Genomic DNA, 23,031 nt, shown 5'->3' with positions numbered 1-23,031 from the left:
TTGCGGGAACTTCCTGGCTATCTACTACTCGTCTGCCCTACGGAGTTGGCGTGAAGGGTTGACTCCCGGGCAACGCATACCGGCAATATACAGTATCATCGCTTCCTTCAGGGTTCTCATAACACGAAGAGTACGTATGAAGCATGAATGAGCCTATAATCATAAGAACCGCTATACTAAAGAGAAGCATCGCCCACGTCATCAGCTTCTTGCCTGCTTCCTTGCGTCGATAAGCAAAAAAAGCAAAGGCAAAAGCAAGTAAGCTCATAATACCAACCAGGAAAGAGCCAAGGAAGAGAGGTATCATCCCCTCCCCATTGAAGTCAAGATAGCCATGTCGAAAATCATCTGCACTTCCTGCTAACCACTCAAATGGGAGCTGATAGGCATTGCTCAATGAACACAAAGTAGAACAGAGTGTACAGAATATACCAAAACAGAGGGTCAAGATTAGAATAGCTTTAGATGCGCTTGCCAACTTCTTGTCTTGCATGCCTTCTCCTACAAATATAAGAAATTATATTTATCCTTCTCTACGTAGAAAAAAGCTCAAGGTTACAAAGAACGCGCCCTAGAAGCCGTATGATACGGTTTACGAAATTCAAAAAAACAAAAAGGCAGGAGGGACTTGCCGCCTTGCAAGGCCCTCCTACCACATGAGGGGGAACTCAGCGTAAAGGTACGATCCTCATATACGAAAGCTGGCTTAGCGCGCTCGCTCACGTTCCTGTCGCCAGGCCGCCTCGATGCACTGCTTCATCAGTATCACATTGGTCAATGGTCCGACCCCTCCAGGTACTGGAGTCAGCGCGCCAGCCACCTCGCTCACCGAGTCATAGTCTACATCACCCACAATTCCGCCCTCTGGACGCGCGTTGGTGCCAACGTCAATGACCGTTGCTCCAGGCCGAACCATCTCTGCCTTTACCATGGTAGGACGTCCAACAGCCGCAATCAGGATATCACTTTCACGCATCACTTCACTCAAATTCTGCGTGCGCGAATGACAGATCGTCACGGTCGCATTGCGCTGCAAGAGCATCAGAGCCAGCGGCTTGCCAACAACATTGCTGCGCCCCAGTATGACTACGCGCTTCCCCTCAATGGGCGTCTGAGTGCGCTCAAGAATCTCCACCACCGCCGCGGCGGTCGAGGGATACAAGCTGGGGAAGCCCAGCGCCAGGTTGCCAGCGCTCTGGAGGCTAATACCATCGATATCCTTCTCAGCCGCAAGCGTCTCAGCTACCAGGCGCTGGGAGAGATGCTCTGGCAGTGGCATCTGGACGATTACCCCATGCACTGCGGGATCACCATTCAGGTGCAAAAGTGCATCACGCAACTCCTCGGTCGTTGTCTCTGCGGGAAGCGCTTCCAGGCGCGCATCAACGCCCAATTCTTTGGCGATACGCAGGATAGCCTTGGTATAAACGCCCGATGCTGCGTCACCCTCCACGCGTACCACTACCAGGCCCGGCGCACGCTGATAGGTCTGCTGAAAGCGCTGCACCTCCTCTTTCAGTTCAGTTTTAATCTCCGCGCTCAGTTTCTTTCCATCAAGTATAGTTGCCGTCATGCTACTTCGCACCTCTCTCCTCAATTGCGCGATTAACTCCTAACGCCTCCTCAGTAATCTGTCCCAGCGCGCCATCCAGCCGTCCCTGCAACTCCTGAGCCTTGTCTGCATCCTTCAGGGAGGTAATGTTGACATTGACCATCCAGGCCGCCCCGTTCCCTGCGGCAAGGGCCAGCGACGTCGCGGTGGCGATGTCACTGAGCACATTTTTGTTGCCGATCTCGGCGACGCGCTTGCAACAGCGCACAAGCTCAAGCGCGCGCTCGACCATCTCAAGAGGCACCAGGGCCGCCTCGACAAGCGCACCCTGTACGGCCTGTTTGCGCGCCTCTTTCTCTTCGCTGGTCTCACGCGGCATCTTAAAGCAGCTTGAAAGCTTGCCATAGGCCTCGATGTCCAGGCGCATCAACTCCTGGAAGCGGGCGCGCAGGCTCTCGCCCTGTTCGATCAGGTCACCAATCTCCTGCTGGACCACTGTATAGTCGGCCTTGCCAACCGTGAGCCGCGCCACCATACACGCGAGGCTCGCGCCCATCGCTCCGGTCAGCGCCGAGGCGGAACCGCCACCTGGCGTAGGCTGCGCGGAGGCCAGGTCATCTAAATATTGCTGTAGTGTCTTGTCTAAATACATATGTTCTACCCTCATAGGTAATATAATATCTTATTCAACACTCGCTGGACTTGGAAATTTCCACCTTCCATTCTAGCATCGCGTTCCGCAAGCCGTCGAGGACGCATGACCACTGTCAGGCTCTCCAGTTCGCCACCATACGCCTCTATCCAGCAGTACTACCCAGCGCACACAAAATAGGAGGTACGTCGATAAGGGAATTTATACCCCCTCTTCCTCCATGATACCAACACAGGATACCCACCAGTTAAGAGTGATGTGCTAGTGGCATCAAGCCTTCTCCGGCAGCGAGTATATAATGCGCACACAACAGTTCGATATACAAAGCAACGCCCTCTCTGTCTCCAGAGAGGGCGTTCACGATAGTTTTTGGTCTGATCAAGCAAATGTGAGCAATCGCAGAAACACACCCTAATAGACGATGATATCGCTCCCTTTTTGCAAAGAGTTATAGAGCCATTGTGCGTCCTCCCTGGGGCCTCAATCCCGCTGGTGATGCTGCCATCAGCGGTATGTGCGCCCTCGATATGGGGCAGTTGCGCGTTCGGGCCAAAGACCGAACGCTGTGGGTTGCAGTAGATGAACGACCTATAATACGCCCCTGGATGCTCAGCCTGCTTGATGGTTTTGTAAAACAGTTCATAGGATACCTCGATATGCCCCTGGCCTGGTGGCAATGCATCGGATGCTAATGTGCCCTGTTCGAACGTGTAGTCAACCTGGAAGTGACCAGGCATGGTTGGCAGTCGGGTAAAACTCGAGGCGATATGAAACGAGCGTGCAAGCGAACCATTGGTATACACACGCGCGCTCTGCATGGCAAGCGAGACAACGATGACCGTTTTGTTGTTTAGCTTGAGACTGGAAAGCAGGTGCAGTTCACTTGCAGTAGGCTGGTTCAACGAGGGCTTGCTTTGCGCGGTCTGCTCAAATGCATGGTGTAGCTCAAGCTCCTGCTGGGTTAGGGTCGCAATATAGGTGTAGTCTGCGTCCGATTTGGCGATCTTCTCAAGGGCCTGAAGCCGTGTTACCAGCGCCTGGTAGCTGTAGTCGAGCTGGTAGGTCTTCCCATCAGTGGGATTCAGATAGGGATGCGCCTGCCCCCACATGCGCGTCTCCTTGTCCAATTGCTGTACAAGCGCCTGGGCCTGTTCTCTGGGGGATTGTATTGGAGCCGCCGTCAGCGTTGGGGTTGGCCATGGCGTAGCGGTCGTCTGCTGCGTGCTAGAGATGCTACTTCTTCCCGTCTGGAACATGTTGCTTATCGCAAGGCTGCTGCCAATGAGCAGGACAATGACGGCCGCGATAGCTATATAGCGCGTCAGTTTGATCCTCCGGCGCGGTTGTGGCGTGTAGTCTGACAAGGCACGAGAGCTATTTGGCACCAAACGCAAGTGTGGTTGCTCGCGCTGGGCAAGCCTCGCCTGGAAACGACTACGTACGCTCGCGATAGACCGCTCAATCTCGGCGTCTGAAAGTTCTTGCGTCTGCCGCTCGCGCCAGGCCACGCTCTCATGGAGAGCGAGAATAACCGCCTCGTTGCGTGGATCCTGCTCGGATTCTGTCTGGTCTGGCTGGTAATGATTATAGTCCGACATACTTCCCTGTCCCCCTTATCGATGTCCATAATAGGTGCGCAAGCGCTTCAAAGCTCTACTAATGGTCGTACGCACGAAGGCATCAGACTTATCAAGAATCTGCGCGATCTGGGTGCAACGCAGACCCTCAACGAAGCGCAGGTGAATAATTTCCTGCTGCGCCTGTGGCAAACGTGCCACCGCCTGGAAGAGACGCTCATAGGTTTCGTTGCGCTCGCTATACTGTTCTGGCGTCAGATCATCGTCTGCAATCTCGGCATCCGCTTCTAGCGGCTGAAGGGTAGTGCGTACCTGGCGTCGATAACGATCAATGACCTTATTGCGTGCCACGCGTTGCAGCCATGCCAGTTGCTGCTGCTCACTTTTCAGCGCGAGTTGTGCCTCGCTATCCGTCGCCGCGAGAAAGACGTCCAGCGTCAAGTCTTCCGCGTCCTGGCGATGCCCTACCTGCTGATAGATGTAGCGAAAAATATGGGTGGCATAACGATCAAACAGCGTGAGCGGGGCATGGCGCTGCCCCACGCCCGCGTCCGGTGATATCTGCATGAATCTCATCCTTGACAATAGAAGTGGGAGAATATTCTCTATGATTGTCATCGCAGAGAGCGCCAAAACGTAGCATCATTTTTAGGGTCTTTCTCTCGTACACCATCCTCCGGACCCCTTCGGAGCCGCCGGGCGATAAGATCGGCAGGAAGATTATGCTGGCTCAGCAACTAAACACGAAGTTCCCTCACAAGTATGCTATACTGTTAGGGAACTTTGCGTTTAGCAGTTAATAAACAAGGTTGATAAGAGAGAGATGCATGACGCGATCAACACCTACCATTGAGCAAAACACCCTTGTGACTCATGAAGGCGAGCAGGCGCTTGAGATCGCAGTTGGGTCGGCGGCGTGGTTTGAGTGGGTGGGAAGAGGGCGCTCGACGCTCTTTGCTTTTCATGCCCCAGAGGGCAGCTATACAGCACGCAAGGAGGGATCTGGCAGCGGGCGCGGTGGATGGTACTGGAAGGCGTATCGCAAGCACCAGGGCAAGCTGTATCGCGCGTACATGGGCAAAGGGGAGGATCTGACACTAGCGCGGCTTCAGGAGATCGCACAGGCGCTTTCATCAAGGATAGCAAGCGAGAAGAAAGCGAGTAAAGAAACCTCTGGGGCCAAACCTCTGGCTACACGCGGGGAAGGCTTGCATCAGGCGGCCACCCCGCTGCTGGAGACACGGCTACGGCCTCCGCGCCTACCAGCCCAACTGGTCGAGCGTGATCCTCTGCTGGCGCTGTTGGATGGCAGCCGACAGCAAAAGTTAACCCTCGTGCACGCTCCAGTTGGCTTTGGCAAGACCACGCTGGTCAGTCGCTGGCTCACGCGTCGCCAGGCGCAGGTTCCTCTGTTTGTGGCCTGGCTTTCGCTTGAAGCGGGTGATAACGATCCACTGCGCTTCTGGTCGACGCTGATCGCCGCCTGCCAGCTTTCTGACGCGCAAATCGGCCAGACGGCCCTGGAACAGCTCTCCCAGAGTACCCGACAACCTTTCACGCAGGCGCCATTGCAGGCGGCGCTCGCGTTTCTGCTCAACGATCTGAGCCGCTTTGTCCAGGAGGGCGTAGTGGTTTTAGAGGATTATCATCTGATTGAGCACGCTCAGATCCACGAAACGCTGGCCTTTTTCATCGAAAACCTGCCAGCCTCTCTCCATGTCATCATCCTGACACGCAGCCTACCACCGCTCCCACTGGTGCGCTGGCGCGCGCGTGGCGACCTGCTGGAGATCCAGACCTCCCAACTGCGTTTCTCCCTGGAGGAAATGGCGCTCTTTCTCCAGCAATTCCTCCAACAGGCACTCGCCGAGGAGTTCCTGCACACGCTCTATACGCAACTGGAGGGTTGGGCTGCTGGTCTGCGCCTGCTGGCCTTGAGCTTGCAAAGCCAGAGAACGCCCCAGGCAATCGAGGCTGCGCTCAAACAAATGAGCGCTGACTCCACGATTGAGCGCGCTCATCGCCCAATCCAGGAGTTTTTCCTGAGCGAAGTACTTGCCGCCCAGCCGGAGCCGCTCCAGCTCTTCTTGCTCCAGACTAGCCTGCTTGGTCGTCTGAGCGGCTCGCTGTGTGATGCGCTGACAGGCAGACATGATGGCGCCGAGTGGCTGGAGATGGTAGCGCGCAATGGCTTCTTTCTCGATGCACTGGACAGTGCGGGCGAGTGGTATCGCTATCACACCCTCTTCGCCGAGGCCATGCGAGCCGAGGCTGAGCGCCGTTTGGGAACTGGGACGCTGCGCGAACTGTCGGCACAGGCCAGCTCCTGGTATGAAGAACATGCTATGCTCGCGGAAGCCATCGAGGCCGCCCTGTTCGCGCAAGACTTCGAGCGAGCCGGGCGACTGATCGAACACCTCAACGAGCATGCCTACTCCAACGAGTACCATACCATGCGCCGCTGGCTGGAACAGCTACCACAAAACCTTCTAGCCGCGCACCCTGTCCTCTGCTTCCTCCTCGCCCAGGCGCGCATCTTCACCGAAAAGCAACCAGGCGGAGTCTGGCGCATCGAGCCAGCCGAAGACCTGCTCCAACTGGCGGAAAAGGGCTGGCGCGCGCAGGGAGACATGCTCCAGGTCGGCATTCTCTACGCCTTTCGCGCGACCTTTACCATCATTCATGGCTTTGTCACGACCGCTGTCGCCTACGCCCGCTCCGCACTCCTCCTCCTGCCTACCAGCCCTGAACAGGCATACCAGCAGCGGCCAGCGGAGTGGATCGAATGGCACTGCGGCTGCCTGCTCACGCTGGGCATGGAAGCCATGCAGACAGGCACCTTCGCCAGTGCCCGTCAACATCTCCTGGCAGGCTATACCCTCAGTCTGCGTGTCAAGGATCGTGTCTTCACCCGCGTCATCGGACGCATGCTGGGTGACGTGTCTCTCGAAATGGGCGAATTGCGCCAGGCCGACTCCTATTACCGGCAAGCATTGGCCGAACCTCCCTGGCCAAATGAGACCGGCGAGGATATTTTTCGCATACAAGTTGCGTGCGGATTCATGCGCATTGCCTACGCGTGGAACGAGCTTGACAGGGCGGAGCAACTGGCCCGCGAGGCATCTCATCAACACCACTCCCAGGGCGATTTCCCTGTGGGAGAGGAAGCCGTGCGCACGCAACTAGAACTCTTACAACTCCTCCTCCTGCGCGTGCGCGGGAAAGAGACCGAGGCACAGGCAACCCTCTCCGCGCTTATCGTACACCTACAAGCAGCCAGCCATACGCGTCAACTCGTCCCAGATGTCCTCCTCTGGCAAGCACACACACAGATTCGCGATGGTGCTCTCCAGGCCGCAGAACACACGCTTGACGAGCTCACCAGCTCTGGACAGGAGTTCACTCCACTGCAACAGCAATCAATCCACCTGCTCACGGCGCGCCTGCTCGTGGCCCGGGGCAAAGCAGAGACCGCTCTACCTCAGCTTATGCAGCTTCTCAGCCACGCTCAAGAGGGCCAACACATGTTGAGAATACTGGAAATTCAGCTCCTCATCGCGCTCGCCCATGCCTCCCTCAAACAGGTGCCAGAGAGTAACCAGCAATTCACCCTCGTCCTCGCACAGGCGCGCGGCGCGGGCTTTCTACGCCTCTTCCTTGATGAAGGCGAAGAAGTGGCGACCCTCCTGCGCGAACTCCTGCCTTCCCTTACAGAGAAAACCCTGCGCACCTGGACCCAGAGCATCCTCCACGCCTTCGCTCACCCCTTCTCTCCCCAGGCTAGCAGCCCGGACAGCACGCTGCTCGAACCACTCTCCACACAGGAACAGCGTGTGCTCGCCCTCCTCGCCGCCGGGCGTAGCAACCCCGAAATCGCCGAAGCGCTGATCATCTCCGTCAACACCGTCAAGGGCCACGTCAAAAACATCTACCGCAAACTCGACGTCAACAGCCGCATCGAAGCTAGCGCGGCCGCCAGTCGCCTGAAATTGATCTAACAATCCCCACTCACAACCACCCGCCCAACCACCCAGTCGGGCGGCGCGCGGCTCCTCCTTTGCCCACTATACTCTGGTCAGTGATGCGAAAGCACATCTGACAATTGATACTTCAAAGGAGTCATTATCATGAATACTGCGATAGAGACTACCAGCACAATACTTTCCCAGGATGGAACCACGATTAGCTACCTGAGCGTGGGCAGTGGGCCGGCAGTGATTGTGGTGCCTGGCGCGCTCTCGCTGGCCCGTGACTATACTGCCTTCGCGCGTGCTCTGGCCGAGCACTTCACCGTTCACACCATGGAACGACGTGGGCGCGGCCAGAGCGGACCACAGGGCAACGATTACAGTATTAAAAAAGAGTGCGAAGATGTACTCGCGCTGCAACGCCAGACCGGTGCGCATCTTCTCGTCGGCCATAGCTTTGGCGGACTTGTCGCCCTGGAATCCGCCCGCGGCAACCAGGTATTCACCAGAATAGCCGTCTACGATCCCGGTGTCTCCATCAATGGGTCCATCCCGGTAGCCTGGATACCGGGCTATGAAAAGAAGCTGGCCGAGAACAAGAAACTGGATGCCTTTGTCGAGTTTACCCTCGCCATGGGTCCGGAGTCCGCGCGCAAAACACCACCCTGGCTCATGAAACGCATGCTGCCGCTTTTCCTGAAGTCTCACGAGCTCCAGACCATCCTGAGCCTCCTCCAGGAAAATCTACGTGAACACAAAGAAGTAGCACGCCTGGACAACAGCTATGAAAATTACCGGGAAATAGCCGCGAGTGTCCTGCTCATGTATGGCAGCAAAGGACATATTCCGCAGGCGGACGCAAGCATGAAGCGACTCGCAGCAGTCTTCCCGCGCGCTGAAACGCGGGAATTTCCAGCCCTCGACCATTTCGGGCTCAACAAAACCGGCCCCCAGGAAGTCGCCAGGGCAGTCAGCGAATACTTTTTGTAGGACTGCTCTCAACGTCTGTGACGCTTCGCTGAGTCAGGGGATGTGACGCTTCGCCGGGTGAGGGGATGTGGTGCCGGGCTGGCTTCGCCAGCCCGGCACCACATCCCCTCACCCGGCGAGCCACGTAGTGGCGAGAATTCCCGAGGAGATACAACAAAACAATCATTTTTCCCTGGCATAGACCCAAAAAGCCCCGTCGCTCGTCTGTAGAGTGAGTCAAAAAAATAGAGAAGAAGGGGTAAGAATATGGGTATCACGCCTGGCGCTCTGGAGCATTTAGAGCGCGTTTATGATCTACTGATTGGCTATTATGGAGAACCAACCTGGGAGCCAGACCATGATCCCCTGGGCGGGCTGATAGGAACAATTCTCTCACAACACACCTCTGACATCAACTCAGGGCGTGCCTACCGCCAGTTAATAGAAAAATTCCCCACCTGGGAGGAGGTTCGCGACGCACCCACCCACGAGGTGGCCGAGGCCATCAAGAGTGGCGGCCTTGCGAATGTAAAAGCACCTCGCATTCAAAGTGCGCTACATACGCTCAGTGAGTGGCAGCAAGCGAAGGGGGATACGCGCTCACTTTCCGCCTTTCTGCAAGATGAACTCAAAGGGCAGCCACTGGAGGAAGCCTGGCGCTATCTCCAGCAGATGCCAGGCGTGGGACCCAAGACCGCGGCCTGTGTGCTTCTCTTTAATATGGGCCGACCTCTTATGCCCATTGATACCCACCTGCACCGCCTGACCCATCGCCTGGGCCTGATCGGTCCCAAGGTCAGCGCCGACCAGGCCCATACCATCTTCCTCAAAGCGCTCCCACCAGAATGGGCCTACACTTTGCATGTAAACCTGATCCGCCACGGGCGCACCATCTGCCATGCCCAGCGCCCTAAGTGTCCACAGTGTCCGCTGATCTCTGAATGCGCCTACGCGGGCAGCGTCAACCCAGAAGAAACAATGCTCCCCACAAAATAAGTTCTAGGCAAAAGAAACTGGGGAACCAGGCAGGACTGGTTCCCCAGTTTCTTTTGCCTAGAAGATTTTTTATCCAAACGTGGCCTGGATCGCCTCCGCGACCTGGCGCAGCTCGCGTGCAACCTGCATCAATACCAAGTCATTAGATGCGCTATTGATGCATTTGTGTTCGCCACGATCCGTGAGTTCGCGTGGTAGATACTGCAAGCCACCAAACTTCTCCCGCTTCCAGTCATCCACGGGCCGCAGTAAAATGGGAATCACACGCACTAATGGCGGATTGGCGCGCTGCATCGCCAGCTCTACCAGTTCATCTATTTCAGTGGTAAAAAAATTGGGGCTGAGCAGTAGAAGCGTCATATCTGCCTGCTCAAGCTGGGCGCGTACCTCCTGGCTCACGTCCTGACCTGGCGCAATCTCCTGGTTGTGCCAGGAGACTAAATCGCGGTTCTTTCGCAATAGTGCTGTATGAGTCAAAAGCGCTTCGCGCAACGCCAGGTCCCTTTTCGCGTTAGAGCAGATATCCACGATGCGCACCGGGCGCTTCCCTTTGGCCTGAGGCTCTCCACTAAGAGCCTGCTGCCAGCGCGTATTCTGATGCTGTTGCGCCTCCGTCAGTTCAGGCATCACCCCTAAAACGGTGCTCGCGGGTATGGCCCAGCCGCCGATCTCGCCCTGCGTACCTCGCCTCTGCTGCATCACCCCACATACGCCTCCGCTCCCTACGTGTATCAGAGGCGCACCGCTCAAGCCCGGCTGGGCCTGCCCTTCGCGTAGCTTCAATAAGTATCGCTGCTCATCAATCCAACTAAAACCTTCAAACTTAAAAGTCACCTCGCCCCCACCCTTGAAACGCAGTTCATCATACCCATAACCATAAAGCTCATCATGGGTATGCATCTGCTCAGGGCGCGCATCCAGGAAGACACAGGGATGATCCTCCGGTTCGATACGCAGCAAGGCCAGGTCGGGATACAACTCGCTCGCCTGGCGGTCCTTGAGAACCTGGATATTCTGGATAACATCACACTCATAACGTTCAATCTGGACCATTCCCAGGCTTTCGCCCTTACAATTGAAGGCCGAGATCGGTAGTCCTCGCCGCCGGGCCGCCTCTACCACGTGCGCACAGGTCAGGATACGCCCGGGTGCGACGAAAAAGCCTGTGCCACGGCCCCCTCCTTGCACAGAAAGGGAGACGGTACATGCGCGTAGCAGATTACGCAGAGCCTGTTGCATCGCCATTTATTGTGCCTTCCTACTTATCACCCGCGTCCTTCTCGGGCTCTTGCCGCTCCCACTCCAGCGTAATCTTCAAGTTCGCCTTGCCGGAACCCTTCACAAGGAGTGCCGAGATAGCGCCAGGCTCATAGCCCACCTCCAGGCCAAATTCGGCGCTGGCCTTGCTTGGCTTTACCTCGCTCCATACATTTACCAGGGCCTGCGAGATGCCCTTCACGGTCTTGACCACTTGCTCAAACGAAGGTAGACCTGGATCGGAGATATAGCGCTCCTCTCCCAGGATACCTCCGTTAAGCGGCATGGCCTCGATATAGATAATCGTCTCATCATCCAGGCGTACAGGTATTAACTTGCTCCGCTCGCCTCCCTGCATACTTGTTACATCTTCCATGTCCTCAAACTCCTCTCGAACAAGTTCCTAGCAACTTTTACGCCCTATTATACCCCACGCCCTGATGGTCCCTAAAAGTAAGAATGACTTTTAGCCAATTTTTGCAATTTTACTATCACGCAGAGCCAGGCGTATGCCCTGGATGGCCGCCTCAATATGCTCGTCTTCGATGCCATAATGCGTCACGGCTCGCACGCGGCCCGCGCCCGACTGACCCATCAACACGCCCTGCTCACGCGCAGCCTGGATAAAGCGCTGGGTTTCAGTGGCATCTAGCGTCGCGCCCTGCTGATCGCGCAGGCGGAAGATGACCATGTTGGTCACCGTCTTCTCTGGGGAGACCTCGACCTCTGGCATATCGGCCAGGGCCAGCGCCAGGCGCTTACAGCGCGCGTGGTCATCCGCCAGTCGCTCCACCATCTGCTCCAGGGCCACAATGCCCGCAGCGGCCAGAAAGCCAGCCTGGCGCATGCCACCACCCAGCAGTTTGCGCGTGCGAAGCGCGCGCCGAATAAAATCTTTACTACCTACCAGCAGCGATCCCACAGGCGCGCTCAGCCCCTTGGAGAGGCAGAACATCAGCGAGTCCACCGGCCGCGCCAGCTCACGCACTGGCTGGTCCAGGGCTACAGCGGCGTTAAAGAGACGCGCTCCATCCATATGCACAGGGATATTGTGCGCATGCGCGAGGTCCACAAGCGACGCAAGCTGCTCAACGGTCAGCACCGTCCCACCACAGCGGTTATGTGTATTCTCCACACAGATCAGCCCTGTGGGCGCGACATGCGGGTCCGCCAGGCCCGCGATCCCATCGCGTACCCGCTCCAGGTCCAGCATCCCCGAGGTATGCGTGGGCACGACATACATGGGCGAGCCACCCAGGGTCGAGGCCCCGCCCGCTTCATAGTGATAAATATGCGACTCATCACCCACCATCACCGCCTGCCCGCGCCCCGCATGCGTCAGCACAGCAATGGCATTGCCCATCGTCCCCGTTGGCACGAAAAGCGCCGCCTCTTTCCCCGTCATCTCAGCCGCCAGCTCTTGCAGGCGATGAATGGTAGGGTCTTCATCATATACATCATCGCCAACCTCGGCGCGGTACATCGCCTCGCGCATCTCCTGCGTCGGCTGGGTCACGGTATCACTACGCAAATCAACAAGCATTATTCTCTTGCTCCTCCAACTCTAGATAATGACATCATCCCCTAGTATATATCGATTCGCCAATCTTTGAAAAACAACTGGTCCTATTAATACCTGGCCCCTCCACACCCCCATTTATATGCTGTGGCGTGGTGCTGGGCGACCTGAGGTCGCCCAGCACCACGCCACAGCATATGAAAAAATTATGCGAAGCACCGCAGGTGCTGAGGAGTGTATAAAAGAGAGCACCTTGTTTGACAAGCAGAGAGACCAGGAGATAAGATCAAAGCAGAGTAATACCTCTTTTTGGCTATTTTGTACCTTACGATTGAGAGGAGCGGATCAATGACCCTCAAGGAGTTCTCAGGAGCTGTCGCGGTCGTCACAGGCGGCGCGAGCGGCATTGGCAAAGCAACGGCGCACGCCCTCTATGCCCGTGGATCACATATCGTCATCGCCGATATCAATGAGCAAGCCCTGGCGGCAACGGTGCAGGAGCTACTCGCCACCCAGGAGGCCAGCGACAGGCAGATTGTAACCTTTGCCCTTGATGTCACCGATGAGGCTCAGGTACAGGCGCTTATGCAGCGCGCGGCACAGGTGACTGGCCGTATCGACCTCGTCGTGACAAGCGCAGGCATCGGGCGCGGCGGCCCGGTCGATGAATTTAGTGGAGCGGAGATGCAACGCCTGATGGACATTAATTTCATGGGGACCTATCACGCGGTACGCGCCGCGCTCCCCTTTATGCGCCAGCAGGGCAGCGGGCAGTATGTCCTCATTAGCTCAGTCGCGGGCAAGCTACCACCACCACAGCTCAGCGGCTATGTCGCCAGCAAGTGGGCAGTACGTGGCTTCTCCTCGGCCTTGCGCGCGGAACTCTTCGGCAGCGGCATTGATGTCACCACCGTCTATCCAGCCTGGGTGGATACCCCGATGCTCCAGCAGGAGGCGGGCTTCAATATGAACATTGAGATCCTACTGACACCCGACATGGTCGCGGCCGAGATCGTCAAAGCCGTACAGGAGGGACAGGCCGACCTCACCCTGGCACCCAACCAGGATATCGCCTTCGCGCTCCAACTGATGAAGGACGACGAGCGCAAAGCCGAGCAGTTGATGGGAATGGCCTTTCACCAGCAACAACAGCAGGCCAACCAGGCAAGCAGCGAAGCGCGGTAAAAAACGCCTCTCTACCACGATCAGAGCACGGCAGGCAGTGCCTCTGCCGTGCCTCTACGTTCAATGACTAGTGCGAGATAGCGGCAGCCCCGAAGAAGAGCATCACCAATGCCCAACTTACCAACAGGGCAATCAAAATACGAAGCACCAATCCCGACACATACTGATGGCGACGCCGCGAGGGTCTGATCGCGGCTACCGCCTCTCGTTTACTTTCAGTCCCTATCGTCATCTTTGCACCTCAAATTGTAGCGACAGCATCCATACTTTGCTCCTTGTGCCCACGCATTCGTTTTTCTCGCAAGGAGCAATCCTCCTTCACGCACGCAAATGGTGCGCGTACTACATATAACGAGAAGGGTTATTGACATTAACGTGGGTATTACCTTTTGGGGTAGCGTTCTGCCTGAGATGCATTTTTCTTGCACTCATCGCATTCACACATGGCCCGAAGCTTCTCGAAGGTATAGATACCTGTTTTATGGCCGTCCTCCCATATCGGAGTCAGGCCATAGCGCCCGACTGGCTGCAAGTTGGCCAGGGTGGTCTCCTCGCTCGTCAGGCTCTTCCGGCTCTGGAGCATTCCAGGCTGTCCGCCTTCGCCTGCACACCACGCGCAGGGACAGGCCCAGCGCAGCGTCTCCCAGTTATGCAGGCTCTCGTGCTCATCACTCCAGGTTAAAATCAATTGCCGTTTCTCCTCATCAAGCAAGAAGGAGACCGGTACAAGGTAGTTGTTCATCATATAAACACTCCGTCTTCCTATCTGAACACCTGAGCGCGCTTGTCCCCGAATGGGGGAAGCGCTAGACACGCCAGTGGCGTTGGGGTTCGGAATAAGATCTTAAGTGGCCAGAGTTGACCTTTGAGCTAAACCAATAGTACCCAAAGGAGGATACTTTATTCCCTCTTTACACAGGCCTTATTATAATGTTTTTCAGCCCCTCTGGTCTATCAGAGAAAACAATTTCCCTGGTGCGTCTCATCCCTTCTCAAGCATATGCGAAAAACAGAAAGTCATGCCGACGCATAGTACTCTTTACGACCCAGAAACCACGTGGTCGAAGGTTATATTATACTGAAGGACAGGCAACAAAACGCACCACGCACGCGCATAGTAAACCGCAAACTCGCATATAAAGCCTTTCAGCCTGGTTTATTGCTTCACAAGCGCCAGCGCAACTCACAAAATAAGAACAAAATAGCGCGAACTGACGTAGGGATCGTTTCAAACTAGTATCAATTACGGAGCAACGTGTATATGGAAATCGTGTTAGCCGTTGTGAGCCTCATCATTGCCATCGTGGCGCTCGTGCTCGCTTACCGGGCACAGCAAAATCTACGACAGGCCTCCGAGCAGGTACAGGCACAACAAGAAATCTGGGAGAAAGCCCAGAATACTCGTCAGCAAGATTGGCGCGCTGAACAAGAAAAACATCTCACTGAAGTGGAACATCGCATCCAGGCCCAGATACAGCAGCTACAGAACGCCTGGAACACCCTGGAGAAATTCGAGCGCCAGCAGCGCGACGAGCTACGCCACGCCTTTGAAGCCTCCACAAAACAGGCACGTGCCGAATACGAACTGGCCCGCATCCCCCGCATCGAAGATGTTCCGCTACCGGTAAAGCAGGACCAGTCAGGCAAATCCACGCCCCGCTGGCAACATGTCAATCTCAGTGGCGCCGACCTCTCCGGGCGCGACCTCTCCTCACGCTATTTGGGACACGCTAATCTCAGTCAAACTATCTTACGTACCACCAAGTGCTTCATGGCCGACTTCTCCTGGGCGAACCTGAAAGAGGCCGATCTCCAGGAGTCCGACCTCTCTGGCGCCAATCTGACCCATACCGACCTGCGCGGCGCCAATCTAAACGGCGTTAACTTTCTGGCCGCCGATCTCTATAAAACCAATCTGCTCGGCGCCAACCTGCTTAACGCCCGTAACCTCACCGTGGAACAGCTTCGCACCGCCATCTATGATGATAGCACACTGAGCGATCTCATCAATACCACCCAGGAAGAGCAGCTCAGAGATAGCGGCACCACCCTGACCAATATGCGCGCCATCAGCAAAAAGGCGTCTATGCCTCATAGAACCGAGATCATTCCGGTGGTAACGCCACCAATCACCCCCATGCCTGCCGCGAAGCCTGCCCCAGAGGCCACACCAGAGCAAGAGAGCCTGCAAGACAACGCCCCAGGCATGGATGCCTCAGAGTGGCTGGCCTACATCGATGCAGCAACACCTGTTCTCCCACCTGAACAGCCAGCTGAGGAACTGCATCAGGAGACCGTCTCGACTCAGCCTGCAGAAGCACAGGCTCAACCAGAGACTGCATCTTCACCCGATAATTCATTCTTGAGCCAGTCCTCTCGTGGCTACGCTCTGCTTCCAGACTCTTTACCAGAGACAGAGGGCAGCGATTCCTATGTCCCGGCAGGCGAGCCTTCAGCGCTCTCGCCTCACCTCTCCGGCAGCAGCCTGCTGGATCTACAAGCCGCCGCGTTGCCTGAAACCGAGCCAGAGCCAGAAACCAAGGAAGTTGTCGCCCACGGCTCCCGCCTCACAAACGACAATCAGGAATCCACTGAACATTAGTCGTGCACAAAAGGCAAGGCCTGGCGCGTATATGCATGTACGCGCCAGGCCTTGCCTCACCCCACTTTTTTTGCTATTCTCTTCTGCGACCCCACCCCTGAGAAGCACATGCATAGACGAAATGTGGTACACTTGCTAACGTTACGTCCCACTTCTGGCATACAGCAGTGAATGGCGAATAGCAACACTTTTTTAAAGAGGAATAGAAGCAGTATGGCAAACGAACAAGCACTCCCCCTCAGCGGAAAAATCGCGCTCGTTACGGGCAGCGGCCAGGGTATTGGCCGCGCTACCGCGTTACGCCTCGCCCAGGCCGGTGCCGACATTATCGTGAACTATCGCAGCAATGCCAGCACAGCAGCTGAAACGAAAGCTAGTATAGAGGAGTTAGGGCGTCGCTGCGTCGCCATCCAGGCCAATGTCAGCCAGGAAGAAGACGTAACCCGCCTCTTCGCTGAAGCGACTGAGGCCCTGGGTCCTGTGACGATCCTCGTGAATAACGCCGGCACCACCCGCGATAAACTGATCCTTCAGATGTCTGCCGCCGACTTTGAGCATGTCATTAATAGCAACCTGCGTTCAACCTTCCTCTGCACCAGGGCCGTGCTACGCTCCATGATGAAGGCACGCTGGGGGCGTATCGTCAATGTCGCCTCCATCTCAGGCCTGCTGGGCAACGCGGGCCAGGCCAACTATAGTTCCTCCAAGGCTGGTATCATCGCCCTTACGCTCAGTACCGCCCGCGAGATGGCCAGCCGCAATATTACAGCCAACGTGGTCGCCCCGGGCTTCGTGCCCACCGAATTGACCTCGACACTCACCGAGGCCCAACGGAAATTCATGATCGATACCACGCCTCTCGGACGCTTCGGCACACCAGACGAGATTGCCGCGGCAATCGCCTTCCTCTGCTCGCCTGATGCCAGCTTCATCACGGGCCAGATTCTCAACGTCGATGGCGGTATGGCAATGCATATCTAATACATTCACTTACATTCGCTAAAAGCTGAAACTTTTTCACCTCGGGAGCACTCTAAACTTCTTAATAAAGCAACCAGTCCTTTTTGGTGTTTTTTAAGGAGGCTATACTCATGGGCTTAATTGAAACCGAGGAGACAAATAAATTTACCTTCGAGCCTTTCGCAGCACACCCCTTTTATACAGAGGTGAACCGCGGACTCGTACGCCAGGCACTGGCACACCTGTCTCAACAGGATACAGGCGCGCCAGTGACCATCGTGGACATGGCCTGTGGCACAGGCGCGGTCTCACGCCTGATCATTGAAGAGATGGAACGCCAGGGCAAGCTCTCCCAGTTGCGCCTGATTGGCGTCGATCCTTCAGCCGAGGCGCTGCGCAGGGCTCAAAAAGGTGTAGATCAGATGGGTCTACCCGCCGATGTGAAATTTATTCAAGGCGAATCTGAAGATCTCCCCAAGCTAATTCAAAATGCCAACGCCGCATTCTTCTGCAATGCTATCCACCTGCTTACCGATAAACTCTCTGCATTCAAGCAAGTCGCCTCTATTCTCGCTCCCCAGGGCATCTTCGCCTGTAATAGCGCGTTCTATACTGGCACCTATGTGCCCGGTACCGAGCGCTTCTATCGCCTCTGGACGCGGCGCGCCGTGGCCTGGCTCCGCCAGGAACATCCCGACGTGCGCCTCTCACGCGAGGCCAAGGCCGCGGCCATGCAATGGGTGACGAGCGACGACTATGTCCAGATCTACCAGGAGAGTGGCTTCGGCAAGCTAGATATGGTGCAGGATACCGCCATTATTTCGCTCGACGCCTGGCGCGATCTTGGTCAGTACTGGCTCTTCATCGATGGCGCCCTTCCCGGAGTTCCCCTGGCCTACGGTGCACGCGCGCTTGAAGTCGCTGTCTACCAGGCCGGAGAGGAGTTGGGGCTACAAGAGGTGCCGCGTAACTGGCTCCAAATGGTTGGCATCAAAAAATAGGTTAAGTTATAGAGAATGGGGATGTGGTCTGGAAAGGTCTGTGGCCTTTCCAGACCACATCCCCATAACAATCACAACATCAGAAAAATTGACTTTCTGCCTGCAAACTGCTATTATAGCCAGAATGATGCATGCCCTTTTTATGTAAAGTATAGGGTCAAAAAATGCAAGAGAAACAAACTTGGCGTGATATTCTGGCAGAAATTACTCAGGACCCCAGTGAGAGACAGCGCATCCTCGCCACACTGAATGTCAAATCCATTACACTTTCGCGCTGGCTCAGCGGTGAAACCTTTCCTCGTGCCAACAAGCTCTATCAATTCCTCAATCTCTATCCCCAATATCGCGAGCAAATTCTCTCTTTACTGCGCGACGAGAAAGGCATGAGCGAATTTACCAATCCCATCGAAGATGATACACCCTTCAATATCCCTCCCGAGTTCTATATCGAACTCTTTAAAACTCGCGCCTCTGTGACCGAGAATCTGTACTACTGGACGCTCTGTAACCAGATCTTGCAAAATGCTCTGACTCAGCTCGATCCTAACCGCCTGGGCATGAGCCTGTGGATTGCTCGCTGCATGCCCCCAGCAGCCCCCTCTCAGCAGGTACGCAGCCTCTATGAGAGTGAGGGCATCGGTACGCCTCCCTGGAAGGAGAACCTGGAACACGATGGGATGTTCCTGGGCGCCGAATCCCTGGCCGGCCATGTCGTGACCGTCTTTCACTACAAGGTCGTGAACGATCTTACAGCGGAAAATACGCTCATCCCCGTCGCCTACTCCGAATACGAGAAAAGCTGCGCCATCTTTCCCATCCTCTACGCCGGACGTATCGCGGGCGTCCTCTCGGCCGCGAGCACGCAATACAACTATTTCAACGCGCAAAATCGCCTCACCCTGCTACAAAAATATGCCGACCTGACAGCCATGCTCTTCTCGCCTGAAGAGTTCTACGAGCCTGCCCAGATCGCGCTACACGTTATGCCACCACAGAAAACACAGAAGCCCCTCTTCGCCCACTTCAATGACCTGACCCGCCGGATGATGATGGAAGCCTCCAGCCGCAACCAGCCCGCCAATAAGAACGAGGCCGAGCAACACGTACGCGCCCAATTAGAAGAACAACTGCTGCACTATGCCATTGAGCATACCTTCCATAATAACAACTACAGCGAACCACAAAAAGATTGATTTCGTGCTCCACCGACGCTACTAAAGTACGCGTCTACATATAATGGCACGAGAGGCCCGTGCCATTATATGTAGACGCGTACTTTAGTAGCGTCATGCCACGCACTGCTCGATATCCCCCTTGACGCTCTTTCGCGAAGAGACTACACTGGAAATAGACACTCGCGTTAAGCTCATAGCAGACCATAGGAGAAGGTAGCGATTGTGATCGATGATTTTATACAAACCACGCAGACTCTCCACTCACGCTGGACGCAAACCTGCCTGGGAGCCGGCGTCCTCACACTTGAGGATTCGGTCCTACGCATGGCTATTCCCGCTGTCGCGCAGGGCACCTATGCCGACGCCCAGATAGATGACTATGGCACGCTGGCACGCAGTGATTTCCCCTGGCACCCGCCCCTGCGCATGGAAGTGCGCGCCCGCTCATCACATCCCGCCGCGACTCCAGCCTCGACCAGCCGCGATCCACACCCCCTGCGCGGGACAGCAGGCTTTGGCTTCTGGAACTATCCCTTTTCGGTCCGAGGAGATATCCTGATGCTGCCAGAGGCCGTCTGGTTCTTCTATGCCTCACCCCCTTCAAATATGGCTCTGGTACCGGGCATTCCCGGCTGGGGCTGGAAGGCCCAGGTCATCCATAGCATGCGTCCAGGCTCCCTGTTCGCGACCCTCCCCACGGCCCTGGCGACCGGGTGGGGCTTAACTACCGGCAATACTCGTCCCGCTGGCCGCTGGCTCCAGCGCCTCAGTGGCGCCCAGGAGCAGCTGCTCACAGTGCCAATGACGACCTGGCACACCTATGTCATTGAATGGACGCCAGAGGCCGCCCTGTTCTGGGTCGATGGCGAGCCTGTCTTGCGCGCTCCCAATCCTCCCACGCGCCCCCTCGGCTTCGTCGCCTGGCTCGATAACCAGTACGCCATCGCGACCCCGCGCGGCATCCTGCGCTTTGGCACGGTCGCCTGTGAAGATGAGTGGTTTGAGATCGATTCTATCCACATTGAGCGCTTTTAATATAGTGTATTGCAAGAAGAATAGCGAGGGCGCGCACTTGCGCGCCCTCGCTATTCTTCTTGCAATACACTACCTACTTGTTTTTGGGCTCCTCCTCCGGCAGTTTCTTCTCGGCATAAGTCAGGATATCGTCGATGATGCCGTATTCCTTGGCCTCGACGGCACTCATATAGAAATCACGATTGGTATCCTTCTGGATGCGCTCCAGCGTCTGCCCGCTATGCTCCTGAATAATGTCGTTTATCTCGCTGCGCAGGTGCAGGATCTCGCGCGCGTGAATATCAATATCCGAGGCCTGCCCACTCAGGCTTCCCGAGATCAAGGGCTGGTGCAGGTGGATGCGCGCATGCGGCATCGAGAAACGCCGCCCCTTCTCGCCCGCGAGCAGCAGAATAGTGCCAAAGCTGGCCGCATAGCCAACACAGGTGGTCGAGATGGGACAGGGCAGGACCCGCATCGTGTCATAGATACCCAGGCCCGCGTTAATCGAGCCGCCTGGCGAGTTGATATACATATTGATTTCACGCTTGCTATCCTCGGCCGCCAGGTAGAGCAGCTGCGCTACCACCAGCCCCGACATCGCATCATCAATGGGTCCATTAACGACGATAATGCGGTCACGCAAGAGGCGCGAGAAGAGGTCATAGGCGCGCTCCCCGCGTGGCGTATTCTCCAGTACAGTAGGAACCAGTAAACTCGACATGTGTTTCTCTCCTTTTATCGTAAAACAGCTTTGGTAAATGAATCTTAGGCCTGGCGCAGAAAGTAGTAGTGAATCTTTTTGCCTTTTCCTGTTGACCGTTCATCGAGAAGACCGGCCATAACCCAGCCTTCTGCTCCCAGTTCGCTCAGGCGAACCTCGTCAGGCAGAGCCTCCTCGGCTGGATCCACTGTGAGAATCTTATACTCCCACCGCGCAGCCTGGGCTTGCTCATACACCATAGGGATAAAGACCGAGCCTGACTGCGACTCCGGCTTCTCCATCTTCCCCGCCAGGTAACCCATACCAATCCTTGGCATATGCATCTTATTGCTCCTTTACTCATTTCAACATTGTTATTGTGTGGTGTAACTGGGGCGAATGCCCCAGTTACACCACACAATAACAATAGTTTTATCTGTTGCCTTGAATATAGCACGCCATTAGCGTATACTCATAGAGAAAAACTATGCTGTCAGCATAGCTACAGCATAGGCAATGCTCTGAGCATAGGAAGGAAGCAAATATGGCCGATTTACAAGAACTGCTGGGTCGCGTCATCCGTCGCGAACGCCAGGATCATAATATGACCATCAAAGAGCTAGGCGAGAAGGCTGGCCTCTCCGAAATTTATGTGGGGGAGATCGAGCGGGGACAAAAATATCCCTCGGCCAAGGTGCTAGAAAGCCTGGCTGGCGCTCTGGAGCTGGATGTCGCGGAATTGTTGGAGATGGTCGCGGAAGAGATCCGTAGCGAACGCGAACCCCAGGTTACCAGTGTTATTGGCTTTCTCCCTGGGGCTCCCGGTCAGAGTCGTCGGACCGTAGTCAAACGCATGGTGAATATGCTCGACGAAGGCGCAATCGAGAGTGTCGCGGACTTCAGCGCCTTTCTCCTCAACAAGCACCTGAATCTGAACTAAGCATGTTGATGGCGCGCGCCCCGCTTCTGGTTGAGGCGTTGCTGCCACTTCTCCTGCAAGGGCGTCGCCCAGCGATACAGGAAAATGAAGAGGCCGAGCCAGAGCACTCCCTCAAAGTATCCACCCAGGACATCCGTTGGCCAGTGCCCACCCATCAGAATGCGTGAGTAGCTAATAAGCAGGATTTCGATCACCGCGAGAATCTGCAAGGGCAGAAGCCAGCGATAATACTTCCAGCGGCGCACAGGCTCGGTCTGGCTGAGGTACAACAAGAAGCCATAGTAGATCACATCATGCGCGACATGGCCTGAGGGATAAGAGGGGAAGGGAACAATAGCCTCATAGTTGTGAATTGGGTACATCTTCGCCAGGGGACGCGGACGTCCGACCAGGATGTCCAGAAGCGTGTTTACCCCCGACCCGCTGGCGACAATCGCGACCAGGAAGAGCGCATTTTGTAGCCAGGTCAGCGCTCGTCGATGCGCAAACCAGGCCCAGATCGCTCCCACTAACAAGAAGATCAGCCAGCTACTTAAAAGTACGATTGACCAGAGGGGGTCATCCAGAACGCTAGGCAAGCGTACAATGGCATCGAGCACACTTCCCAGGTGCCAGCTCTGAATGGTCTGCATGATCGAAAGATCAAAGGAGAAAGGGCGAGGATGCATATGCATGCCCATACAGGTGAGCAGAAAGATGATGACGCCCACCACCCATAATGCTAGCTCTATCTTCCAGTGAGCACGTACCTGCTGGTGCCGTGTGCTCTCCGTTGCTCGTGTTTGCGCTACCTGAAACGGTCCACTTGTGCGCTCCGTTGCACTCATAGCTTCAATCCTCCCTGCGGCGAAACGCCTCTCAGATGTTCTAGTGAGCACGATAGCATCATCAAGCCCTATTAGCCCACGCTACCATGTCACACTACACATACGGATCGATCCATATCAATGGATACAAGCAG

At 55.9% G+C, this 23,031-nt stretch carries 23 protein-coding genes; 10 read left to right on the top strand and 13 right to left on the bottom strand.

Annotated elements, in window-relative coordinates; genetic code table 11:
• Positions 1–37: 37 nt before the first annotated feature.
• The 5 genes from KTE_RS25355 to KTE_RS25335 form a co-directional block, all read right to left on the bottom strand.
• The gene (locus tag KTE_RS25355; protein WP_201385897.1) at positions 38–493 is read right to left on the bottom strand and encodes a hypothetical protein; all 456 of its coding nucleotides are present in this window, start codon (positions 491–493) and stop codon (positions 38–40) included.
• Positions 494–706: 213 nt separating this feature from the next.
• Positions 707–1,573: a bifunctional 5,10-methylenetetrahydrofolate dehydrogenase/5,10-methenyltetrahydrofolate cyclohydrolase gene (locus KTE_RS25350; RefSeq protein ID WP_201385896.1), complete on the bottom strand. Its 867-nt coding sequence runs from the start codon at positions 1,571–1,573 to the stop codon at positions 707–709.
• A 1-nt stretch (position 1,574) separates the two neighbouring features.
• Positions 1,575–2,204, bottom strand: a complete 630-nt coding sequence (locus tag KTE_RS25345; protein ID WP_201385895.1) for a cyclodeaminase/cyclohydrolase family protein — start codon at positions 2,202–2,204, stop codon at positions 1,575–1,577.
• 158 nt (positions 2,205–2,362) lie between these two features.
• Positions 2,363–3,802 carry a L,D-transpeptidase gene (locus KTE_RS25340; protein WP_201385894.1) on the bottom strand — a complete coding sequence of 480 codons (1,440 nt, stop codon included), beginning with the start codon at positions 3,800–3,802 and terminating at the stop codon, positions 2,363–2,365.
• A gap of 15 nt (positions 3,803–3,817) precedes the next feature.
• The gene (locus KTE_RS25335; protein WP_201385893.1) at positions 3,818–4,348 is read right to left on the bottom strand and encodes an RNA polymerase sigma factor; all 531 of its coding nucleotides are present in this window, start codon (positions 4,346–4,348) and stop codon (positions 3,818–3,820) included.
• A gap of 260 nt (positions 4,349–4,608) precedes the next feature.
• Here KTE_RS25335 and KTE_RS25330 point away from each other — a divergent pair, with 260 nt between their 5' ends.
• From KTE_RS25330 to nth, 3 genes are all read left to right on the top strand, one after another.
• Entirely contained in the window at positions 4,609–7,779 is a 3,171-nt protein-coding gene (locus tag KTE_RS25330) for a LuxR C-terminal-related transcriptional regulator (protein WP_201385892.1), read from the top strand.
• A 129-nt stretch (positions 7,780–7,908) separates the two neighbouring features.
• Complete coding sequence (locus KTE_RS25325; RefSeq protein WP_201385891.1) at positions 7,909–8,739, top strand: alpha/beta fold hydrolase; 831 nt, start codon at positions 7,909–7,911, stop codon at positions 8,737–8,739.
• Between the two features lie 246 nt (positions 8,740–8,985).
• On the top strand, positions 8,986–9,714 hold the full coding sequence (gene nth, locus KTE_RS25320) for an endonuclease III (RefSeq protein ID WP_201385890.1): 729 nt from the start codon (positions 8,986–8,988) through the stop codon (positions 9,712–9,714).
• Between the two features lie 69 nt (positions 9,715–9,783).
• Here nth and KTE_RS25315 read toward each other — a convergent pair whose 3' ends face one another.
• The 3 genes from KTE_RS25315 to ltaE form a co-directional block, all read right to left on the bottom strand.
• The gene (locus KTE_RS25315; RefSeq protein ID WP_201385889.1) at positions 9,784–10,959 is read right to left on the bottom strand and encodes a trypsin-like peptidase domain-containing protein; all 1,176 of its coding nucleotides are present in this window, start codon (positions 10,957–10,959) and stop codon (positions 9,784–9,786) included.
• A 13-nt stretch (positions 10,960–10,972) separates the two neighbouring features.
• The gene (locus KTE_RS25310) at positions 10,973–11,347 is read right to left on the bottom strand and encodes a CU044_2847 family protein (protein WP_201385888.1); all 375 of its coding nucleotides are present in this window, start codon (positions 11,345–11,347) and stop codon (positions 10,973–10,975) included.
• A 90-nt stretch (positions 11,348–11,437) separates the two neighbouring features.
• Complete coding sequence (ltaE, locus tag KTE_RS25305) at positions 11,438–12,514, bottom strand: low-specificity L-threonine aldolase (RefSeq protein ID WP_201385886.1); 1,077 nt, start codon at positions 12,512–12,514, stop codon at positions 11,438–11,440.
• Positions 12,515–12,838: 324 nt separating this feature from the next.
• On the opposite strand from ltaE, the gene KTE_RS25300 reads away from it, so the two are divergent.
• On the top strand, positions 12,839–13,675 hold the full coding sequence (locus tag KTE_RS25300) for an SDR family oxidoreductase (protein ID WP_201385884.1): 837 nt from the start codon (positions 12,839–12,841) through the stop codon (positions 13,673–13,675).
• Between the two features lie 67 nt (positions 13,676–13,742).
• Here the strand turns inward: KTE_RS25300 and KTE_RS25295 are convergent, their stop codons facing one another.
• Together KTE_RS25295 and KTE_RS25290 are read right to left on the bottom strand one after the other, a co-directional pair.
• The gene (locus tag KTE_RS25295; RefSeq protein WP_201385878.1) at positions 13,743–13,907 is read right to left on the bottom strand and encodes a hypothetical protein; all 165 of its coding nucleotides are present in this window, start codon (positions 13,905–13,907) and stop codon (positions 13,743–13,745) included.
• Positions 13,908–14,057: 150 nt separating this feature from the next.
• Positions 14,058–14,420 carry a gamma-butyrobetaine hydroxylase-like domain-containing protein gene (locus tag KTE_RS25290; RefSeq protein WP_201385877.1) on the bottom strand — a complete coding sequence of 121 codons (363 nt, stop codon included), beginning with the start codon at positions 14,418–14,420 and terminating at the stop codon, positions 14,058–14,060.
• A gap of 516 nt (positions 14,421–14,936) precedes the next feature.
• Here KTE_RS25290 and KTE_RS47740 point away from each other — a divergent pair.
• From KTE_RS47740 to KTE_RS25265, 5 genes are all read left to right on the top strand, one after another.
• Positions 14,937–16,277, top strand: a complete 1,341-nt coding sequence (locus KTE_RS47740) for a pentapeptide repeat-containing protein (RefSeq protein ID WP_236600565.1) — start codon at positions 14,937–14,939, stop codon at positions 16,275–16,277.
• Between the two features lie 213 nt (positions 16,278–16,490).
• Positions 16,491–17,258, top strand: coding sequence for a 3-oxoacyl-[acyl-carrier-protein] reductase (gene fabG, locus KTE_RS25280; protein ID WP_201383558.1), 768 nt, complete (start codon positions 16,491–16,493; stop codon positions 17,256–17,258).
• Between the two features lie 110 nt (positions 17,259–17,368).
• The gene (locus KTE_RS25275) at positions 17,369–18,238 is read left to right on the top strand and encodes a class I SAM-dependent methyltransferase (RefSeq protein WP_201377081.1); all 870 of its coding nucleotides are present in this window, start codon (positions 17,369–17,371) and stop codon (positions 18,236–18,238) included.
• Between the two features lie 164 nt (positions 18,239–18,402).
• Positions 18,403–19,431 carry a hypothetical protein gene (locus KTE_RS25270; RefSeq protein ID WP_201385874.1) on the top strand — a complete coding sequence of 343 codons (1,029 nt, stop codon included), beginning with the start codon at positions 18,403–18,405 and terminating at the stop codon, positions 19,429–19,431.
• Positions 19,432–19,635: 204 nt separating this feature from the next.
• Positions 19,636–20,448, top strand: a complete 813-nt coding sequence (locus KTE_RS25265) for a family 16 glycosylhydrolase (protein ID WP_201385872.1) — start codon at positions 19,636–19,638, stop codon at positions 20,446–20,448.
• A gap of 73 nt (positions 20,449–20,521) precedes the next feature.
• Here the strand turns inward: KTE_RS25265 and KTE_RS25260 are convergent, their stop codons facing one another.
• Complete coding sequence (locus KTE_RS25260) at positions 20,522–21,151, bottom strand: ATP-dependent Clp protease proteolytic subunit (protein WP_201377078.1); 630 nt, start codon at positions 21,149–21,151, stop codon at positions 20,522–20,524.
• Between the two features lie 44 nt (positions 21,152–21,195).
• On the bottom strand, positions 21,196–21,474 hold the full coding sequence (locus KTE_RS25255) for a hypothetical protein (RefSeq protein ID WP_201377077.1): 279 nt from the start codon (positions 21,472–21,474) through the stop codon (positions 21,196–21,198).
• Positions 21,475–21,674: 200 nt separating this feature from the next.
• Here KTE_RS25255 and KTE_RS25250 point away from each other — a divergent pair, with 200 nt between their 5' ends.
• On the top strand, positions 21,675–22,070 hold the full coding sequence (locus KTE_RS25250) for a helix-turn-helix domain-containing protein (protein WP_007923495.1): 396 nt from the start codon (positions 21,675–21,677) through the stop codon (positions 22,068–22,070).
• On the opposite strand, the gene KTE_RS25245 is transcribed toward KTE_RS25250, so the two are convergent.
• Positions 22,067–22,897 carry a phosphatase PAP2 family protein gene (locus tag KTE_RS25245; protein ID WP_201385870.1) on the bottom strand — a complete coding sequence of 277 codons (831 nt, stop codon included), beginning with the start codon at positions 22,895–22,897 and terminating at the stop codon, positions 22,067–22,069. The genes KTE_RS25250 and KTE_RS25245 overlap by 4 nt on opposite strands.
• Between the last annotated feature and the right edge of the window lie 134 nt (positions 22,898–23,031).

The sequence above is a fragment of the Ktedonobacter sp. SOSP1-85 genome (assembly GCF_016587415.1).
Classification (GTDB): domain Bacteria; phylum Chloroflexota; class Ktedonobacteria; order Ktedonobacterales; family Ktedonobacteraceae; genus Ktedonobacter.
The sequence above is the reverse complement of the archived record's forward strand: the minus strand, read 5'-3'. Positions and strand labels throughout refer to the sequence as shown.

Coding starts and splice junctions, on each gene's coding strand:
- KTE_RS25355 (WP_201385897.1), bottom strand. CDS start 493: ATGCAAGACAAGAAGTTGGCAAGCGCATCTAAAGCTATTCTAATCTTG.
- KTE_RS25350 (WP_201385896.1), bottom strand. CDS start 1,573: ATGACGGCAACTATACTTGATGGAAAGAAACTGAGCGCGGAGATTAAA.
- KTE_RS25345 (WP_201385895.1), bottom strand. CDS start 2,204: ATGTATTTAGACAAGACACTACAGCAATATTTAGATGACCTGGCCTCC.
- KTE_RS25340 (WP_201385894.1), bottom strand. CDS start 3,802: ATGTCGGACTATAATCATTACCAGCCAGACCAGACAGAATCCGAGCAG.
- KTE_RS25335 (WP_201385893.1), bottom strand. CDS start 4,348: ATGCAGATATCACCGGACGCGGGCGTGGGGCAGCGCCATGCCCCGCTC.
- KTE_RS25330 (WP_201385892.1), top strand. CDS start 4,609: ATGACGCGATCAACACCTACCATTGAGCAAAACACCCTTGTGACTCAT.
- KTE_RS25325 (WP_201385891.1), top strand. CDS start 7,909: ATGAATACTGCGATAGAGACTACCAGCACAATACTTTCCCAGGATGGA.
- nth (WP_201385890.1), top strand. CDS start 8,986: ATGGGTATCACGCCTGGCGCTCTGGAGCATTTAGAGCGCGTTTATGAT.
- KTE_RS25315 (WP_201385889.1), bottom strand. CDS start 10,959: ATGGCGATGCAACAGGCTCTGCGTAATCTGCTACGCGCATGTACCGTC.
- KTE_RS25310 (WP_201385888.1), bottom strand. CDS start 11,347: ATGGAAGATGTAACAAGTATGCAGGGAGGCGAGCGGAGCAAGTTAATA.
- ltaE (WP_201385886.1), bottom strand. CDS start 12,514: ATGCTTGTTGATTTGCGTAGTGATACCGTGACCCAGCCGACGCAGGAG.
- KTE_RS25300 (WP_201385884.1), top strand. CDS start 12,839: ATGACCCTCAAGGAGTTCTCAGGAGCTGTCGCGGTCGTCACAGGCGGC.
- KTE_RS25295 (WP_201385878.1), bottom strand. CDS start 13,907: ATGACGATAGGGACTGAAAGTAAACGAGAGGCGGTAGCCGCGATCAGA.
- KTE_RS25290 (WP_201385877.1), bottom strand. CDS start 14,420: ATGATGAACAACTACCTTGTACCGGTCTCCTTCTTGCTTGATGAGGAG.
- KTE_RS47740 (WP_236600565.1), top strand. CDS start 14,937: ATGGAAATCGTGTTAGCCGTTGTGAGCCTCATCATTGCCATCGTGGCG.
- fabG (WP_201383558.1), top strand. CDS start 16,491: ATGGCAAACGAACAAGCACTCCCCCTCAGCGGAAAAATCGCGCTCGTT.
- KTE_RS25275 (WP_201377081.1), top strand. CDS start 17,369: ATGGGCTTAATTGAAACCGAGGAGACAAATAAATTTACCTTCGAGCCT.
- KTE_RS25270 (WP_201385874.1), top strand. CDS start 18,403: ATGCAAGAGAAACAAACTTGGCGTGATATTCTGGCAGAAATTACTCAG.
- KTE_RS25260 (WP_201377078.1), bottom strand. CDS start 21,151: ATGTCGAGTTTACTGGTTCCTACTGTACTGGAGAATACGCCACGCGGG.
- KTE_RS25255 (WP_201377077.1), bottom strand. CDS start 21,474: ATGCATATGCCAAGGATTGGTATGGGTTACCTGGCGGGGAAGATGGAG.
- KTE_RS25250 (WP_007923495.1), top strand. CDS start 21,675: ATGGCCGATTTACAAGAACTGCTGGGTCGCGTCATCCGTCGCGAACGC.
- KTE_RS25245 (WP_201385870.1), bottom strand. CDS start 22,897: ATGAGTGCAACGGAGCGCACAAGTGGACCGTTTCAGGTAGCGCAAACA.